The sequence below is a fragment of the Dyadobacter jejuensis genome (assembly GCF_003149085.1).
In the GTDB taxonomy this organism is placed as follows: Bacteria; Bacteroidota; Bacteroidia; order Cytophagales; family Spirosomataceae; genus Dyadobacter; species Dyadobacter jejuensis.
Genome location: NZ_QGDT01000011.1, coordinates 119,849 through 138,902 on the forward strand (window position 1 = coordinate 119,849; position 19,054 = coordinate 138,902).

General features: G+C 48.1%; 15 protein-coding genes. 9 read left to right on the forward strand and 6 right to left on the reverse strand.

Going from position 1 to position 19,054, the window contains the following annotated elements:
• Positions 1-163: 163 nt before the first annotated feature.
• The 8 genes from CLV98_RS24215 (at position 164) to CLV98_RS18155 (ending at position 7,740) form a co-directional block, all read left to right on the forward strand.
• Positions 164-337: a hypothetical protein gene (locus CLV98_RS24215; protein ID WP_374755197.1), complete on the forward strand. Its 174-nt coding sequence runs from the start codon at positions 164-166 to the stop codon at positions 335-337.
• A gap of 217 nt (positions 338-554) precedes the next feature.
• On the forward strand, positions 555-749 hold the full coding sequence (locus CLV98_RS18125; protein WP_109676554.1) for an LPXTG cell wall anchor domain-containing protein: 195 nt from the start codon (positions 555-557) through the stop codon (positions 747-749).
• A gap of 328 nt (positions 750-1,077) precedes the next feature.
• Positions 1,078-2,481, forward strand: coding sequence for a 3-isopropylmalate dehydratase large subunit (gene leuC / locus CLV98_RS18130; protein WP_109676556.1), 1,404 nt, complete (start codon positions 1,078-1,080; stop codon positions 2,479-2,481).
• A 98-nt stretch (positions 2,482-2,579) separates the two neighbouring features.
• On the forward strand, positions 2,580-2,939 hold the full coding sequence (locus CLV98_RS18135; protein ID WP_109676558.1) for a four helix bundle protein: 360 nt from the start codon (positions 2,580-2,582) through the stop codon (positions 2,937-2,939).
• Between the two features lie 48 nt (positions 2,940-2,987).
• Positions 2,988-3,584, forward strand: a complete 597-nt coding sequence (gene leuD, locus CLV98_RS18140) for a 3-isopropylmalate dehydratase small subunit (RefSeq protein ID WP_109676560.1) — start codon at positions 2,988-2,990, stop codon at positions 3,582-3,584.
• Between the two features lie 82 nt (positions 3,585-3,666).
• Positions 3,667-5,184, forward strand: a complete 1,518-nt coding sequence (locus CLV98_RS18145) for a hydroxymethylglutaryl-CoA lyase-like TIM-barrel protein (protein ID WP_109676562.1) — start codon at positions 3,667-3,669, stop codon at positions 5,182-5,184.
• 58 nt (positions 5,185-5,242) lie between these two features.
• Entirely contained in the window at positions 5,243-6,313 is a 1,071-nt protein-coding gene (gene leuB, locus CLV98_RS18150; RefSeq protein ID WP_109676565.1) for a 3-isopropylmalate dehydrogenase, read from the forward strand.
• Positions 6,314-6,585: 272 nt separating this feature from the next.
• A complete protein-coding gene (locus CLV98_RS18155; RefSeq protein ID WP_109676567.1) occupies positions 6,586-7,740 on the forward strand; it encodes a 2-isopropylmalate synthase in 1,155 nt (384 codons plus the stop codon).
• 130 nt (positions 7,741-7,870) lie between these two features.
• Here CLV98_RS18155 and purU read toward each other — a convergent pair whose 3' ends face one another.
• Positions 7,871-8,680 carry a formyltetrahydrofolate deformylase gene (gene purU / locus CLV98_RS18160; protein WP_229203454.1) on the reverse strand — a complete coding sequence of 270 codons (810 nt, stop codon included), beginning with the start codon at positions 8,678-8,680 and terminating at the stop codon, positions 7,871-7,873.
• Positions 8,681-8,887: 207 nt separating this feature from the next.
• Here purU and msrC point away from each other — a divergent pair, with 207 nt between their 5' ends.
• A complete protein-coding gene (msrC, locus tag CLV98_RS18165; RefSeq protein WP_109676571.1) occupies positions 8,888-9,373 on the forward strand; it encodes a free L-methionine (R)-S-oxide reductase MsrC in 486 nt (161 codons plus the stop codon).
• Between the two features lie 25 nt (positions 9,374-9,398).
• Here the strand turns inward: msrC and CLV98_RS18170 are convergent, their stop codons facing one another.
• The 5 genes from CLV98_RS18170 to CLV98_RS18190 form a co-directional block, all read right to left on the reverse strand.
• Complete coding sequence (locus tag CLV98_RS18170; RefSeq protein WP_229203448.1) at positions 9,399-10,325, reverse strand: sugar phosphate isomerase/epimerase family protein; 927 nt, start codon at positions 10,323-10,325, stop codon at positions 9,399-9,401.
• Between the two features lie 35 nt (positions 10,326-10,360).
• Entirely contained in the window at positions 10,361-11,863 is a 1,503-nt protein-coding gene (locus CLV98_RS18175) for a c-type cytochrome domain-containing protein (protein ID WP_109676573.1), read from the reverse strand.
• Between the two features lie 49 nt (positions 11,864-11,912).
• A complete protein-coding gene (locus CLV98_RS18180; RefSeq protein WP_109676575.1) occupies positions 11,913-13,379 on the reverse strand; it encodes a DUF1501 domain-containing protein in 1,467 nt (488 codons plus the stop codon).
• Positions 13,380-13,414: 35 nt separating this feature from the next.
• On the reverse strand, positions 13,415-16,171 hold the full coding sequence (locus CLV98_RS18185; RefSeq protein ID WP_109676577.1) for a DUF1553 domain-containing protein: 2,757 nt from the start codon (positions 16,169-16,171) through the stop codon (positions 13,415-13,417).
• Between the two features lie 322 nt (positions 16,172-16,493).
• Positions 16,494-18,791 carry a glycosyl hydrolase family 95 catalytic domain-containing protein gene (locus tag CLV98_RS18190; RefSeq protein ID WP_109676579.1) on the reverse strand — a complete coding sequence of 766 codons (2,298 nt, stop codon included), beginning with the start codon at positions 18,789-18,791 and terminating at the stop codon, positions 16,494-16,496.
• Positions 18,792-19,054 lie beyond the last annotated feature (263 nt).

The following is a 19,054-nucleotide window of genomic DNA, read 5'->3' on the forward strand; positions in this document are numbered from 1 at the left end:
GATATAAAACATAATTATTTCTGAACGAACGCAGTTAGGATCTTTTGTGAAGTTTGGGTTTTGTCTTGGCTTGTATGTCTTTGCAAATGTGCCAAATACAGGTTGGCAGAATAATTTTAAAAAATAGGGAGCGGGGGCATTCAGATTGTTTTAGTCTGTCGCTTTGGTAAACATCTGTTTTAGTTCGGTTAACATCCAATCCATCTTCCCCTATTTTCACTCCCGGGAGGCCCTTAAAAATCATTTCCTGCGCCTGAAATTCCAGGAACTCCTGTTGCACCTCTTGGAGCTGGAGCCCTCTCAACAGCTACGTTCCATCCTATTATGGACTATATAAGGGGGAAAAAGTCGACTTGTCTTTCCTGATGAACAGCTATTACCTCAAGCCGGAAAGCGTGTCGCATTTTATAAAGACCTATAACTAAAAATATGGCAGAACGCCGAAGAGGGGGTAAGGCCAGAGGCTCCCCTGCTAAATATTTGCAGCGTCTTTTCCAATTCCTAGTCGATAACCCTTAATTTTGCATCCTTAATCCGATTATCAAGTATAGCTTATGTTTGGAAATAAAGAATTTGTGGTGGTGTTGGTGATGCTTCTGACGGCACTCACCGTGGCCGAAATCTATCTTAATCCGGAAGGCACGTCGATCATCAGCTCCATAGGCCTTATTCTAATAGCGTTGGTGGTGATTCTATATATTTTGAAAAGAAGAAAAGATGGAGACCCTCTGGACTCCAGAAATCAGTAATTGGGCTAAAGCAAAAGGGGGAATATCCCCCCTCTCCTACGCCACAAGGAGGTATACCTTTGGCAGTCAACCCAATAGGGTTATCATATCCTGCGATTAACCCTACCTAACCGGGTGGAAACTTCAGCTTTTAGAAATACCCATTCCCGCCCATCATTATACAAAAAACCAAAATCGCTATTTTTTGAGCGTTTTACGTTATACTAAATCGCCCAAATATCCGGTTCTTTGTATTGTAAAATCTTGAGGAGCCCAGAAGTCCTCTGCGCTAGTAGAGGGTTAAAGGCTTCTAAAGAGTTTCAATTGGCGAAATTTTACCTGAAAAAATATGAGTAATCAAGCAAGTACCCTGTTCGACAAAGTGTGGGATGCCCACGTTGTCCGTCAGATCCAAGATGGTCCAGATGTATTTTTCATCGACCGTCATTTTATCCATGAAGTAACGAGCCCAGTAGCCTTTTTAGGCCTTAAAAACCGTGGGCTAGGCGTTATGTACCCCGAGCGCACCTTTGCGACGGCCGATCATAACACGCCTACGATCAACCAGCACTTGCCGGTACAAGATCCACTTTCGGCCAATCAGCTGAAGGCTTTGGAAGAGAACTCCGCGCAATATGGTATTTCTCACTGGGGCTTAGGTCACGCACAAAATGGGATCGTACACGTTGTAGGCCCCGAAAATGGCATTACCCTTCCCGGTATGACCATCGTATGTGGCGATTCCCATACCTCTACCCATGGAGCCTTCGGTGCCATTGCCTTTGGTATTGGTACTTCCGAAGTCGAAATGGTGCTTTCCTCACAGTGTATCATGCAGCCCAAGCCTAAGAAAATGCGGGTAAGTGTCAATGGTACCTTAGGCAAGGGAGTTACCCCCAAAGACGTAACCTTATATGTTATCTCACAGCTAACCACGGCGGGAGCTACGGGTTATTTTGTAGAATATGCAGGCGATGTCTTCGAAAACATGAGCATGGAAGGCCGTATGACCGTATGTAACATGAGTATCGAAATGGGTGCCCGGGGTGGTATGATCGCTCCCGATGAAACGACCTTCAACTACATCAATGGCCGCGAGTTCGCTCCTAAAGGAGAGAAATGGGATGAAGCCTTGGCGTACTGGAAAACCCTTAAGACCGACGAAGGAGCCACCTTCGACAAAGAATATACCTTCGACGCCGCCGACATAGAGCCGATGATCACCTTCGGTACTAACCCGGGTATGGGACAAGGGATTTCTCAAAATATCCCTTCGGGAGAGAACCTTGGCAGCGGAAAGGCAACCTACGAAAAGTCTTTGAACTATATGGGCTTCCATGAAAAAGACTCCATGCTAGGAAAGAAAATCGACTACGTGTTTATCGGTAGCTGTACCAATGGCCGTATCGAAGATTTCCGTGCCTTCGCCTCCATCGTAAAAGGCCGCAAAAAAGCCGACCATGTAACGGCCTGGATCGTTCCTGGCTCCCATGTGGTAGAAGCACAGATCAAAGAAGAAGGAATTTTGGACATCCTTACGGAGGCCGGTTTCTCACTTCGTCAGCCAGGTTGCTCGGCATGCCTAGCGATGAACGACGACAAGATTCCCGCTGGCAAATATGCCGTAAGTACGTCGAACCGGAACTTCGAAGGTCGCCAAGGCCCCGGAGCCCGCACCCTATTGGCCAGCCCATTGGTAGCCGCCGCAGCAGCAGTAACCGGTGTCGTAACGGACCCAAGGGAGTTGATGTAGCGGCTGTCGGCCAACGGCCGTCGGCATTCGGCAGAGAGTAGTCGGATCGGCAGGAAAATTGGTAATATGAGAGTAGAAATCTTTTAATTCCCTTTCCGATGAGAGATTTTAGGAAATACAGTGTTTGGGAACAGAGTCATAATCTGGTACTTAAAGTTTACATCCTTACCAATAAATTCCCAAATGATGAAAGGTTTGGACTAACCTCTCAAATAAGAAGGGCTGCAACCTCGATTCCGACGAATATTTGCGAAGGCTGTGCGAAAATAAGTGAAAAGGAATTCGCTAGGTATCTAGGTATCTCTTTTGGTTCTTGCCAAGAAGTGGAATATCTTATCTATTTGGCTAAAGACCTAGGATACCTATCAATGGAAATTTACGACACCTTTCAAGTAGAAATTGTGTCGATAAAGAAGCAATTATATCAATTAATAAAAACATTAAACGCTGTAGACTAACAGCTAAGCGGTTGAAAGCCGAGAGCCGTTAGCCGAAAGCCCAAATATATGGCTTACGACAAATTCACAATACTTAAAAGTACGGCGGTGCCACTTCCTATCGAAAACGTGGATACCGACCAGATCATCCCGGCTCGTTTCTTGAAAGCCACCAAGCGCGAAGGCTTTGGGGACAACCTATTTAGAGACTGGCGCTATAATGGCGACGATACCCCTAAGGAGGATTTCGTGTTGAACAACCCAATATATACGGGGAAAATCCTCGTTGGAGGCCACAACTTCGGTAGCGGATCCAGCAGGGAGCATGCCGCTTGGGCTATCTATGACTATGGGTTCCGCTGTGTGGTATCGAGCTTCTTTGCCGATATCTTCAAAGGCAACTCCCTAAACATCGGTATACTGCCCGTACAGGTGAGTCCCGAGTTTCTGGATAAAATTTTCCAGGCTATCGAAGCCGATCCAAAAGCGGAGCTGGAGGTGAACTTGGAGCAGCAGAAGATCACTATCCTAGCCACCGGAGAGTCCGAGTCCTTCGATATCAACACCTACAAGAAGCATAATATGACCAACGGTTTCGATGATATCGACTATCTACAGTCAATGAAGGAGGAAATCAGTCAGTTCGAAGCAAAAAGAATTTATTAATAGGCTATCAGCTTTCGGCTTTCGGCGTGTCGGTTCTGAACCAACGAGTGCCGAAAGCCGGCGGCCGACGGCCGGCAGTCTTATGAGTATACGCTATATTGAAATCATGGACACGACCCTGCGCGATGGGGAACAAACCAGCGCCGTGTCCTTTTCGGCATCCGAGAAGTTAACGATCGCCCAACTCCTGCTTCAGGAGGTGAAGGTGGATCGTATAGAAGTCGCCTCTGCCAGGGTATCGGAAGGGGAGTTTGAGGCGGTAAAGAAGATTACTAATTGGGCCAAAGCCAACGGCTATCTCGATAAGATAGAAGTGCTCACATTTGTAGACGGCAACCAGTCTATCGAATGGATGCTCGGTGCCGGAGCCAAAGTCATGAATCTGCTGACCAAGGGGTCGTTGAATCATTTAAAATATCAACTCAAAAAGACTCCTGAAGAGCATTTTGCCGATATCGCGAAGGTAATCGCCCAGGCGCAGTCGCATGAAATAGCCTGCAATGTGTATCTGGAAGACTGGAGTAATGGCATGCGCAACTCCCCGGAGTATGTGTATGAGGCCTTGGATTTCCTGACCACCCAACCCGTGAAGCGGATTTTGCTCCCCGATACCTTGGGCGTATTGACTCCCAAAGAGTCTTACGAATATACCAAGGCCGTAGTGGACCGCTATCCTGGTACCCATTTCGAATTCCATGCCCATAACGACTACGACCTCAGCACGGCCAATGTGATGGAGGCGATCAGGGCGGGAGCACATGGGCTGCATGTGACCGTCAATGGAATGGGGGAAAGAGCCGGGAATGCCCCTTTGGCCAGCGCAATAGCGGTGATCAAGGATTTTATGCCCGAAATCGAAACTTCTGTCGTCGAGAAATCCCTTTATTCGATCAGCAAACTTATAGAGAACTTCTCGGGTATACGCATTCCTTCCAACAAGCCCATTACCGGCGAAAGTGTCTTTACCCAAACGGCGGGAATCCATGCCGATGGCGACAAGAAAAACAACCTCTATTTCAGCAAACTGATGCCGGAGCGGTTTGGACGCCTGCGCCTATATGCCTTAGGAAAGACCTCCGGAAAGGCTAATATAGAAAACAACCTAAAGGACCTGGGCATCACCCTCACCGACATTGACCTTAAGAAAGTCACTCAACGAATCATAGAGCTGGGGGACAAAAAAGAGGTAGTGACCCCAGAAGACCTCCCCTATATCATTTCCGATGTGCTCGACAGCAGCGCTATCGAGGAGAAGGTGGTCGTTCAAAATTACGTGCTTACACATTCTAAAAACCTTAAGCCCTCGGCAACGGTCCAGATCAGCTTTGGAGAGGAGCTATTTGAAGAGATCGCGCAAGGCGACGGGCAGTACGACGCCTTTATGAATGCGGTTAAAAAAGTATATAGCAAAAAATGTATCGAACTCCCCATGCTGCTAGACTACGCAGTGCGCATACCGCCAGGAGGAAATACCGATGCCCTTTGCGAGACCATCATTACCTGGAGCATCAAAGGCAAGGAGACCAAGACCCGCGGGTTAGACTCCGACCAGACGGTGTCGGCCATTAAGGCCACCCAGAAAATGCTCAATATTATTTAAATTTGGGATTCCCCAATATTAACGTTCACGACCAACCAGTATCTATTTAGAATAAAAAATGAAAAAACACATATTAATCGTACCCGGCGACGGTATCGGACAAGAAGTAACGGCAGTAGGTAAGAAAGTTTTAGAAAGAATTGCCGAAAAATTCAATCATGAGTTTACATACGACGAGGCCCTCATAGGCCATGTAGCCATAGAAGCCACCGGCAACCCGCTACCCGATGAGACCCTAGAAAAAATGCGCGCTTCAGACGCCGTTTTATTCGGTGCGGTAGGGCATCCCAAATACGATAACGACCCTTCGGCTAAGGTACGCCCCGAACAAGGACTACTAAAAATGCGCAAGGAACTAGGCTTATACGCTAACCTACGCCCTATTAAATTGTTCGATGAGTTGCTAAGCGCCTCTTCCATCAAGCCTGAAATCCTAAAAGGATCGGACATACTATTCTTTAGAGAGCTAACTGGCGATATCTACTTTGGAGAAAAAGGTCGCAAGAACGATGGAGATACCGCTTACGACATAGCCGAATACAGCAAATATGAGGTAGAGCGCATTGCTCGACGTGCATTTGAAGCCGCCATGACCCGCGGCAAGCGTCTGTGCTCAGTTGACAAAGCGAATGTTTTAGAATCGAGCCGCCTTTGGAGAGAAGTGGTTCAGGCCATCGCTCCCGAATATCCTGAGGTTACCGTAGAGCATATCTTTGTGGATGCCGCCGCCATGATGCTCATCAAGGACCCTAAGCGTTTCGACGTAGTGGTAACTGCCAACCTATTTGGCGATATCCTTACCGACGAAGCCAGCCAAATAGCCGGCTCCATGGGCATGCTTGCCTCGGCATCGGTAGGCGACAGCACGGGAGTTTATGAACCGATCCACGGCTCGGCACACGACATTACCGGCAAAGGAGTGGCTAACCCCTTAGCTTCAGTGCTTTCGGCTGCCTTACTATTAGATATCTCCTTCGGGCTAAAAGACGAATCTAATGCCATTATTGCGGCAGTAGACCAATTGCTGAAAGATGGATTCAGAACCCGCGATATCGCTGACGCCAACACCCCGGCCGACAAAATCCTCAATACCGAGGCTGCTGGAGAAGAATTATTAAAACGGCTCTAATTTTATCGAAGTTTTGCCAAATATTATTTGTTTGAAATAAAACTTATGCTTTCTTTGCAGAAGAAAATCGCAAGCAGCGAAATTTCGCAAACAGATAAAACTATGAATTATCCCGAATCTCAGCAGACTGATCTCCTCCTAAATCTTTTTTAAGAAGAGAAAGGCCTTGTGATGATTCGACCCAAAACCCTTTCTCTTAATAGGAAAGGGTTTTATATTGCCTGATAAATTTCGTAAATTAGTTATCCATTACATATTCACCATACCCAGCAATGAGTCAGAGAGTTCAAATCTTCGATACCACCTTAAGAGATGGCGAGCAGGTGCCCGGCAGCCAGTTAACCACCGATGAAAAAATCGTTGTAGCCCGGCAACTCGAAAAGCTGGGTGTTGACGTGATCGAGGCCGGTTTCCCGGTATCGAGCCCTGGTGACTTCCGCTCGGTGGTCGAAATTTCCAAAGCCGTTCGCGAACCCATTATCTGTGCGTTGTCCAGAGCCGTAACAGGCGACATCGACGCCGCAGCCGATGCCTTGCAATACGCACAAAGAGGCCGTATCCATACGGGCATAGGCTCCTCGGATATTCACATACAGCACAAGTTCAACACCACCCGAGAAAAGATCCTTGAACGTGCCGTTGCTGCTACCAAATATGCCAAAAGCAAGGTAGAAGACGTGGAGTTCTATTGTGAAGATGCCGGCCGTGCCGATTTGGTATTCCTAGCCCAATTGGTAGAAGCCGTTATTGGAGCCGGGGCCACGGTGGTCAATATCCCCGATACGACGGGCTATTGCTTGCCCGATGAGTACGGTGGGAAGATTAAATATATCTTCGAAAATGTAAGCAATATCCATAAAGCCATTATCTCCATCCACTGCCATAACGACTTAGGACTAGCCACTGCCAACTCCATAGCGGGTATCAGCCAGGGAGCCCGCCAAGTAGAGGTTACCCTCAACGGCATCGGCGAGCGTGCCGGCAACACCTCTTTAGAAGAAGTGGTGATGGCCCTTAAGGTGCATCCCGAACTAGGATTGGAAACGGGCGTAAACACCCAAGAGATATTCCCTACCAGCCAGCTGGTATCCAAAATGATGCGTATGCCCGTACAGGCCAATAAGGCTATCGTTGGGCGCAACGCCTTCGCCCATTCGTCGGGAATACACCAAGATGGCTTCCTAAAGCATAATCTTAATTATGAGATCATGAACCCTCAGGACGTGGGTGTCGACAAATCGGACATCGTACTGACGGCCCGCAGCGGTCGCCATGCCCTGAAACACCGTCTGGAGCTATTGGGCTTTTCTTATGAAAAACAGGCTGTAGACGAGCTATATGCAAGGTTCTTAGAGGTAGCCGATATCAAAAAAGAAGTGAACGACGCCGACCTAGTAGACCTTTCAAAAGCCTATGCCGCCGTTTAAATAGAACAGGATAACCTCCTGAAAATGAATTTGATCTTTTGGATATTATTTTGTATCATTACATATTCAATAACATCCATCAGATTACAAAAAGCCCTCGGTGATTCTGACTAAGGGCTTTTTTTTGTGCCTATAAAATAATGGTACGGTTCTGATGAATAAAAACCCGATCGTTGAATACCAGTTTGAGGGCCTTTGAAAGTACACTCTTTTCGGTTTCTTTTCCGAGCGTAGCCATATCGGAGGCCGTCTGACGGTGATCCACCGACTTTACATCCTGAGCAATAATGGGCCCTTCGTCGAGGTGGTTATTGACGAAATGCGCCGTAGCACCTATAATCTTCACCCCTCTTTCATAAGCCTGTCGATAGGGATTGGCCCCAATAAAGGCAGGCAAAAATGAATGATGTATATTAACAATCCGATTAGGAAACTGATCCACAAAAGTTGGAGTAATGATACGCATGTACTTGGCCAACACCAAAAATTCGGGGCGGTACACGTCCAGCGTCCTTAATATCGCTTCTTCGTGCTCCTCCCGGGTCCTATTTTCATGGGTAATGTAATGGAAAGGAATACCAAACTTGCTGACCAGAGGTTGTAGGATATTATAATTGCTCACCACGGCTAGTATATTGGCATCCAATTCGTCGAAGGCATACCGGATCAGCAAATCTCCCAAGCAATGGTGCTCTTTGGTTACCATTACCACGATGTCCTTTTTCTTGTTCGGGTTAATTCGCAGGTTCAGTCCCTCAGGAAGCTCCTTCTTAAGTATCTGCAACAAATCCGCTACTACCACATCCCCGCTAAAGGCCGTACGCATAAAAAAATAACCCGAAGGGCTTACATATTCGTCGTTGCGAATGACATTCTGATTGTGCTCAAATAGAATTCTTGTAACCTGGTAAATAAGCCCCTTATGATCGGGGCCATCCATCAGCAAGATATGGTGCTCTGCCATTTAATAACTTTCTTTTGGTACATACTATCTACCAAAATAACGGCTTTTTATGGGGAATTGAAGTACAATTACAGTACTTTTTGAATATAATTGAGATCCACGCTTATTAAATCCTCACAGATGTCCTGCCTTACGGCACTTTTGTTGAGCTTGCATTGTTGACAGGCAAACAATTCCATTCCAATGGCAGAAGTACTGATTATCCCCAAGGGGGAAGCACGCAAATATATATATGAGGCCATTCGCCCACAAATAGAGGCACTCATATCCGACGAGCCCGATTTGATAGCCAATTTGGCTAATATAGCGGCGGTTCTAAAGGAGGCCTTCGATTTCTTTTGGGTAGGTTTTTATATTGCCAAAGAGGGGGAGCTCGTACTAGGCCCTTTCCAAGGCCCCATCGCATGCACGCGCATTAAGCCCAATAAGGGCGTTTGTGGCACGTCTTACTCTCAAAAACAAACCATCTTGGTGCCCGATGTCGATCAGTTTCCAGGCCATATCGCTTGTAACTCCGCATCCAAATCTGAGATTGTACTTCCTGTTTTCGACGCCAAGGGCGAAGTAGCCATGATACTGGATGTGGATAGCGACCGACTGGCCGATTTCACCCAAGAGGATGCTACTGGCCTACAATCGATTTTGGACTTATTAGAAAGAAAACGCTAACAAGTTCTGTTAGGAGTTTGCCCTGTTATTTTAGATACCTCTCCCTGAATAGCTGCATCATATGGACATTGATACCCCATTGGTCGGCCACGGGTAAGTTGGTATAGGGCATCGTGGGCAAATACGCCGGTGGCCCAAATTCGGTGAGCACCGTAAGGGGCTCATTATTTTGTATTTTGTAGGCCACTACCGTATCCCACCAGTCCAAATGTGCCTTCATTGCCGTAGCCCACTCGGGAGCACGAGGATCGCTCACCTGCGGGCCTTCCTGGTGCCCCACTCGGGCATGAATATGAATGGTCCGCTCCAATGCCAGCTTAACGGCCTCAGGCTGATCGGCCAACAAGCTTTCGTGTACATTGCACCAGTGCGAGATATCGAGGGTAATCTTCATGGCTGGATTCTCCTCCAAAAATCTTTTGGCAATATGAGCCGCAAAAAGCATGCGGCTTCTATGGGTTTCGTGGGCAATAGGGATGCCGGTCTTGGCCGATACCTCTAGGGTATGGTCAATAAGCGCTTGGTTTTCTTCAAAGCTAAAGTAATCGCGGCCACTGTGGCAATTAATATACAGTGGCTTGCGCTCCGACTGTGTGGCGGCTTCATTTACTCCCTTTCTAAAAGCCTCGAAGTGCTTCTTAAAATCAGCATCATGGCTACCACATAAATAACCAATTTCTAGATCGTATTTCTTAATGGCAGCAAATAATTCTTTGCGCCTTTCTTGCCCACTTTGCCACCACATCTCTATGCCATCGTAGCCTTCCTGTTTTACTGCAGCACAAAACGCATCGACGGTCCCTTTGAACCCCCAGTTGGTCCCCAGCACTTTTAAGGAAAGCTTTTTACCTGAATGGTTTTCGAAAGGAGTCTCCGCTCCCATGGCCTGCAAAGCCGATAGGGCGCCCCCTCCGGCCAAAGTAGTTGCCATAAAGTTACGTCGGTTCATCATACTATTTTCGTTTAAAAAAGCCTTTCGAAATGGGTTTACTGGGCTTTTTTCTGATCTAATTTAGAGTAAATGGAATCCCCGGCCGTCACGAAGGCAGCGATAGACTCCTCGCTCATGCCATTATTAATAACAACTTGAGGATGCTCCTTCGCTAGCAATTTTATGACACTATCCGTAACTTCCGTTTGCCATACATATAAGGACCGCAACCTTTTCATTTCTACGGCCGACTTAATACCCTGATCGGACACTTTCGTGCCTACCAGATTGATATATTCTAATTTGGGCAGGGCCTTTATTCCGGCCAATCCGGCATCGGTAATTCCCGTATATTCTAGGTGTAGCTTATTGAGGTTTTTTAATTTACTTATTTGCGCTACCCCCTTATCACTCAAACTCGTACGACCCAATTTCAACCAGGCAACCTGATCGGCCAGAGGCATGAGTAGGGCCATTTGTTGGTCATTAAAACTGGGTACATTTACGGCACTCACTTCTAGAAGGTTTTGTCCAGCGGAAATGGTACGCACGATCAAACCCGCCTGGGTAAGCTTAGCAATGGCCTGAGGGTCCCCAGCCTTTACTTCCAGGCCGTCTATGGCCGATGCTTCGGCTACCGATCCGGCGGCAGCGGCACCTCCCGACTGTAAGGCAGCCAACAAGGGTTTTACGGGATCGGACACGGTAAGTTCGGCTACTTTTTTGTCGGCCGGAGCTCCTTGGTCTATCCACCAGGAGAGCAGGGTGATCTGCTCGGTAGTCAGCTGCGGCTTCCCTTTGGGGGGCATGTGGTTGTCGTCACTCTCGGGCAATAGGCACCGCTTGATCATATCACTCTCTCCACCCTTTCCTGCTACCATGATGGGTCCATTCTCTCCCCCTTTCACAAGCATGGCATATTCGTCCATGCGTAAGTCTCCTTTTTTCTTGGAGGCATTATGGCATTGGGTACAGCGGGCTTCGAGGATGGGTTGTACGATATCCTGGTAAACGACGGCCTGTTGAATATCTGCAATGGGCTGAATTTCTCCTTTTTTGGTGTTCAAAGGCTCCATTCCTGCCAGGGTACGGAATGGCTCGGGCGTGTACTGGGTCAGGTAGTCGTCGCCATGGGTGAGTGATCCGCCATGATGCCCCGCCGTAAGTGTGAGCACAGTGGCCAGGGCAAATGCTGGCAAATAGAATAAGGGTCCAAAAGGAATTCGCTCGCCTATAAAGTCGGACTTCACCAACCAGGCGATCCAGGCAAAAGCGGCCACGCCTATCCCTTGCCATTTATGGTCGCTTAGCAGGGCTTCGTCGTAGCCTCCACTCAGCGACAACAGATAGCCTGCAATACATGAAAATGTAGCACCCACTGCCGCCCAAAATAGTACAAATGAAATGGTACTTTCATTGACCTGTATGCGGCCCATTCGCCGGCCTACCTCGAGCAAGGCCGCTATCAGCAAAAACCCAATGGGCAAATGAACCAAAATAGGGTGAAATCGACCGATAAAAGTAGCCCATCCCGAATCCTGAAAAAAAGAAAAGTCCATCGATAATAATTATTAAGTATATCTATTTATTATACGCTCCTTGGGTATATCAAGCAAGAATTGACTTAACAACCTTGCCTTCGGTATCGGTAAGCCTGAAGTTACGGCCCTGGAAAGGATAGGTAAACCGCTCATGGTCAAAGCCCATCAGGTGTAAAATCGTAGCTTGAAGGTCGTGGACATGTACCCGATCTTTGACGCCATAATACCCCAATTCGTCCGTTTCACCATGCGTAAAGCCCTTTTTCACACCCCCTCCGGCCATCCAGACCGTAAAAGCATCGAGGTGGTGATCTCTACCCATGTAGGGCATTACTAATCCATTTCTATTTTCCTGCATGGGCGTCCTACCAAACTCCCCTCCCCATACTACTAAAGTATCCTCGAGCAAGCCCCTCATTTTGAGGTCTTGGAGTAGAGCGGCTACGGGCTGGTCGGTCTGGCGACATTTTTCATGCAGGCCGCCCCCCACATTATCGGCGGCACTGGTTCCGTGACCGTCCCAGCCCCAGTCGAAGAGCTGAACGAATCGGACATCATTCTCGATCAGCTTACGAGCCAGTAGGCAATTTAAGGCGAAAGAACCCTCTCCAGGCTTCACTCCGTACATATCACGAATATATTGAGGCTCTTTGGACACATCCATCACCTCGGGCACCGACATTTGCATTCGAAAGGCCATTTCGTACTGACTGATCCGGGTGAGGATCTCCGGATCCTGCACCTGCTCATAGGTCTGCCGGTTAATTTCATTGATAGCCTCTATCGTATTTTTACGCATATCCCTACTAATACCATTGGGGTCGGACACATACAGGACGGGATCGCCTCCGGTACGGCACTGTACCCCTTGGTATACCGAGGGCAGAAACCCACTCCCCCAAATACTTTTGCCAGCATCGGGCTGTTTTCCCCCAGAGGTGAGCACTATAAAGCCAGGAAGGTTATTATTCTCGGAGCCTAGGCCATAGGCCGCCCAGGCTCCCAGGCTAGGACGACCAAGCCGGGCCCCACCAGTATGCATCAGTAGCTGAGCGGGAGCATGGTTGAACTGATCGGTATGCATGGACTTGATAAAGGTAAGGTCGTCGGCTAAGTCATGCATATACGGGACATAGTCGGACATCCAAGCTCCTGACTCTCCGAATTGTTTAAACTTCCCCTGCGGCCCGAGCATCTTGGGAACCCCTTGTATAAAGGCGAATTTCTTGCCCTCCAAAAATTCGGCAGGGCAGTCGACCCCATCGTATTTTACGAGCTCAGGCTTATAATCGAAAAGTTCGAGCTGAGAAGGAGCACCGGCCATATGGATATATATGACCCGCTTGGCTGTAGGGCGAAAGTGAGGAACCTTACCACCCGCTACCTGGGCAGTCTTACTGGCGCCCGAGTCACAGGACCCCAATAGGGATCCGAGTCCCAAGGCTCCTAGTCCAAAGCCACAGTTCCTAAGAAAATGACGACGGGTTTGCTGCTCTACACGCCTATATTCTAATTCCTTTATCAGTTTTTCCATTGCAATAGCCTCATTAATGTTTAAGCTTCTGATTCTTATTCCTTGGTGACCACCGTATCCAAATTGAGCATCACATTGGCCGACACCGACAACGCCGCCAATTCCGGAGTCTTTGTGGCCCCATAGACCAAAATGCTGTCCACCTCAGCGGGATTTTTGCGGTAGGCCGTCAAAGCCTGATGATATACTTTCTCGAGCACCTTCAGGCTCTGTTCTTCTATAGGCTGAAAGGTCAGAAGCTGATAACCTTCCTTCAGTTGTTCCCGAGGCGTTTTCCCTTTTTGATTCATCAGGGTTGCCAGCCGCTCAGATGCCTCCATATAGACGGGATCATTTAGCGTTACCAAGGCTTGTAAAGGAGTATTGGTCCGGATACGCCGCGATTGGCAGAACTCCCTACTTGGCGCATCGAAGGTGGTCATAGAGGGATAGGGCGAGGTGCGCTTCCAGTAGGTATAGAGTGCCCTGCGGTAGCGGTCTTCGCCCTCACTTAATAGCCACCTTTCTCCACTGTAGGGCGACTGCCATATGCCATCGGGCTGGGGTGGCATCACACTGGGACCATACATTTTTTTGGACAATAGCCCACTGATGGCCAAAGCCTGGTCGCGGACCTGTTCGGCACTCAGCCGTACCCGTGGGCCGCGAGAAAGCCAATAATTATAGGGATCCTTTTCTAGTTGTTCCTGATTGGTTTGGGAGCTCTGCTGGTAGGTGGCCGAAAGCACAATTCTCTTTAGCAGGGTCTTGACACTCCACCCGTCGTCTTCCATAAAGCTTACTGCCAGCCAATCGAGAAGTTGCTGGTGGGTAGGAGGACTCCCTTGAGAACCAAAATCCTCAACCGTTTCTACGATACCGTATCCGAAGATCTGCTCCCAGAATCGGTTGACAATGACCCGGGCGGTAAGTGGATGGTTGCGACTTACCAGCCACTGAGCCATACCAAGCCTATTTTTGGGAGCTTCGGCTGGTAAGTCGGGAAACAAGCCGGGTACTCCAGGCTGCACTTCCGGTCCTTTTACTAGCCAATTGCCACGTTCAAATACATGAGTCTTCCTAGCCAAATCCCCCTTTCCATCCCATAATATGGGCATTTCTTCTACCCGCTTGGCCACTAAGCTTACGTACTGCCTAAGGACCTGCTCATAACCTGGCTCCTGAGCTCCTGGGAGTGGCTGCTGGAACGACACCCACTTAATTTGCACCCACCGATCCGGGGTCTTAGGGCTTGTCATTGTAAAATACAAATCATGCTTCCCATCCTGCGGGGACATAGGCAATATGAGGACACTATCGCGACAGGGCTTAGTAAGCCTCACCTGGGCACGCACAGGCCCGTCTACCGCCCCAGTCCGTACCTGTAAGGTAGGTCCCTCGGCGCCGGTACTCACCGAGAGCATTAAAGAAGTCTTGCCAGTAAGCGTCACTCTTTTCAGCCTAGCCGAACTGCTTTGTTTTAATCCTAAATATTTCCCATCTATCATGGTGGCGTTAACCAGGCTGTCAAAATCATGGGAATTCACCTTAGGCTCCATGACATATAGAAACTCAGCAAATTCTTTTTTTACGCCTGCATCATGACCTTCTATCCAGGAAAGCACTTCCTGGACCCTCAGGGAGTCGTCGGATGGATAAATACGCAATGCGGGCGACTCGGTGGGGACATCCTCATCGCGGGTGTTATTGAAAAACGCCATGTACTTATAGTACTCCTCATGAGAAATAGGGTCGTATGGGTGGCTATGGCACTGCACACAAGCGAAGGTAGTGCCGGTCCATACCTCCCAGGTCGTGTTGACCCGGTCTATTTGTGCGGCCACCCTAAACTCCTCATCGACGGTACCTCCTTCATCGTTATTCATCGTATTGCGGTGAAAACCCGTTGCCACCAGATTTTCGCGAGAAGGCAAATTCGCCGACTCGGCAGGAAGCAAATCCCCTGCCAGCTGCTCAATGGTGAAAGTATCGAAGGGCTTATCGGCATTAAAGGCCTTCACCACATAGTCGCGGTAGCGCCAAATATTCCGGGGACCATCTTTCTCATACCCCTTCGTATCGGCATAGCGTGCCAGATCCATCCACATGGCGGCCCAGCGCTCCCCAAAACTAGGAGCTGCCAGCAGGCCATCCACCAACCGTTCATAGGCATCGTCGGAGTCGTCGGCTACAAAGTCGGCCACCTGTTGGGGAGTAGGCGGCAAGCCTGTAAGGTCCAAACTAACCCGGCGAATTAGCGTGGCCTTGTCCGCCTTCTCCGAAGGAGACAGCCCTTCTTTCCGGAGTCGGTCGAGCACAAAGTAATCGATCGCATTTTGAGGCCAGCTCGAAGTGTTGAGGTCTAGCAGGCCAAAAAGATTGCTGAGGTTTCGGAGGCTGGGGAGCTCGGGACGATCTACCTTTTTATAGGCCCAATGTCTTTCCCAGGTGGCCCCCTGGTCGATCCACCGTTTCAGAATGTCCACATCTTCCTGGGCTAAAGGCTCCGCATTTTTGGGCATCCGGTCGTCGGGGTCGCTGGTTTCTATGCGTCGTATCATTTCGCTGGCATGGGCATTGCCCCGTACCACCGCAGGCTTTCCCGACTTCCCGGGCTGCAACATATCCTCTTCGAACAAGAAGCTAACATCCCCCGCTTTTTTTACTCCTCCATGACAACCTATACAATGTTTGTTAAGGATGGGCTTCACCTCGGCATTATAGTCGACTTTAGAACCGAATATCCCGTCCCAACTAAAATAGGAAACCAGTAAAATACCCGCTCCAAAAGCGATAAAAATAGATTTTCTCATGGACTACCTTTTAATAAATGAATGTAGGGCTCGTTTAGGAAATGAATAGCCCATATACTTTATTATATATTATATGGCAAAAATACAACCAAATAAAGGGTTTTGATAATCAAACCCTTTGAATTTGTTCTGCAAGTCGATTGAATGAAGGATCGTACCCATCAATAACCCAGTTGAATAGGTAGGGGCCAGGATACGCGAAGAATTCAGTAAAAAAGCGAAAGCGCTTAAATCTACTCCAAAATTTAAAATAAAAATTTTATATCATGCTGGCAGCCACTATAATGGGTGGCGAACAGTCGCCCTAGGGGATCGAATACCCTTATTTGGAAAGGCTTAATATGGCCCAGCCCCCGGCTTTACAGTTCAATTCTATGAAACCTTCGTTGGAGTCGTTCTCTTTTACACCATGGGCACTTTCGACCTTCCAATCTGCAGCATCTAATTTCAATACGGCAACACCATCCTTTTCGGCCCAAATTTTTATCCATGATAGCTCGCCATCTCGTTTTTTAGCACTCACCAAAAACGCCCCTTCGGCCCTCAATTTTTCAAAAGAAACATTTTGCCAATCGGCCGGAACAGCCGGCAATACTTCAATAAAACCGGCATAACTCTGTAGTAGCATCTCTTGCAACCCGGCCGCAAAAGCGAAATTCCCTTCGAGGGTAAAAGGCCGATATGTATACTTGGACAATCCTGATTTGGTCTGATCGCCATTGACATGAAAACTATTGGGCAAACAAAATGCCTTAGCAAAAGTGGATAATGCCTTAGCTGCACCGACCCCATCTTTGGCCCTAGCCTTTAGGTTGGCCAACCAAGAATAGGAATACCCACACCAATAATCGGGCCCGACACGATCCAATTGCTCGATCGTATTCTTAATAATAGTCTGTGCTCTTGGCCCGTCCTCCCACTTAATAAGCCCCAAGGGGTGTATTGCCATCAGGTGCGAAAAATGCCGATGCGATTGGTTATAAGCCATACTGGGGGCAAACATCAGTTCATGATTTTCGGTAATAGCAAATTCACCAAACTCCGACAACAAGCTTTGCCACTTTTCGGCCTCCTCCATCTTACCCAGCTCAATGGCTAGTTCAGCTCCTTCGGACAATACCGTTTTCATCAGGGCCAGGTCATAATTGGTATTCTCAGCGAACCAGGCGTCCAAACTGTTGTCATTTATTTCGGGACTTGAGCTTATCGGCAGCTTACGGAGCCCGTTGCTATCGGGCTCGGTAATATTCCCAAGAAATTTACACACTTCACTCACCCACGGATAGGCCCGATGGGCCAGCAACTCACGATCCATACTGTAGCGCCATTGCAAATAATAATGGTGAGCCAACCACGCCGATACCGTCGGAGAGAGCGAATACTGTATCCACCCGCCCATTTCCGTACCATCGAGGGTGGTAACACCGGGTACGGCCAGCCCATCGACGCCAAAGTACAGTTTGGTATACCGCTTATAATTTTCAAAATTCTCGTCTAGGTGATCCAAATAACCCAATGCATCGTCCAGATGATTGCCACTATAAGCCGGCCAATAGCTCAACTGGGTGTTCAGGTCGTGGTGGAAATCGCCTTTCCATGGTGGAATGCGACCATTGTCGGCGGTCCAGACGGCTTGCAAAGATATAGGCGGCGCACCACGACGGGCTGCCGAGCCAAATTTATACTGTTCCAAATACCATTGTTTCTCGATCGTCGCATCCGGCACACGGATGGCCGATTTGGCCCAAAACTGCTTCCACCAATTTTGGTGTGCGTTCAAGTCGGCTTGGTAACTTCTTTTCCATGCACTGGCTACATATTCGGCTGATGTTTTTTGTTGGGGCTTATCCAAATATTGTGAAGAAATACTCCAATTACCTTCGATCATGCCCTTTTGAGGCTTTTTCCATTGGACCGTTATCGTATATACAAAGCCACCGTAGCCTTCTTGGGTATAGGTAATGCTGTTATTGCCTTTTTCAATCGTACCCTGTTTATAGCCCAATCTGCGCAAATCATTGCCTTCGACGGAGTTGGCAAGGGCATTTTCATCGAATGCTCCTTGGTATTGCGGAGCTACCAAGACTGGCTCGAAGCTTTCTGTAACATTTTCAAAACGAAACCATCCAACTGGCTCTTTGGCATGTACGAAAGTCGTTAGCTTCAAACCACTTTTCCAAAGCACCGTACTTTGTGCATCTGCCAAGCTTAAGTGGACAGAGGCAACTTTCTCTGAGGGGGAGATTTCAAATTCCAAAGCGCCACCCGGAATTTTGGAAGGAGCGGGTTCCTGGTCATAAGGGCCGTCGAGATAGTTTTGCACGGGTTTGTAATCTTTCTTAGCCACCTGCTGCTGCACCCATTTGAAACTAAATTCATCCCGATGCAAACCGGCCATCGGACGTAAATCCCATATATCTGCCCGATCCAATGAAAACCGTAATTTCCCTTCCTTCTGCCAGATCAACGCCCCTACCATGCCATTCCCCAGCGGAATTCCCTCATCCCAGGTAGTAGCCAACGCGTCGAAATGGAGGTTGTGGGATTGAGTGGGTTGGGCGTTAAGTCCATTGTAAATAACCGTAAAAACGAATGATAGTTTTAAGGCGGTTTTAATCATAGCGATTGTACTGTTTCAAATGTCTGAAGTCATTTAAGTCCTCCACTCAGGAAAAATTACTCTGTTAATTTTTAAGACCAGCTTGTTCAGAAAACATAAGTACCTCTAATTCATATCTTTGAATATAGGGGATAAAATTTGTATTCCATTCAAAATCCTCCTGAATAGCCCCTCCTGAATAGCCGTTTCAATATGGTCGATTTGAAATGAGGCCTTTGTAAATTTGGGGAAATTATTTGATAGCTTATAAAAATCGATGAAAG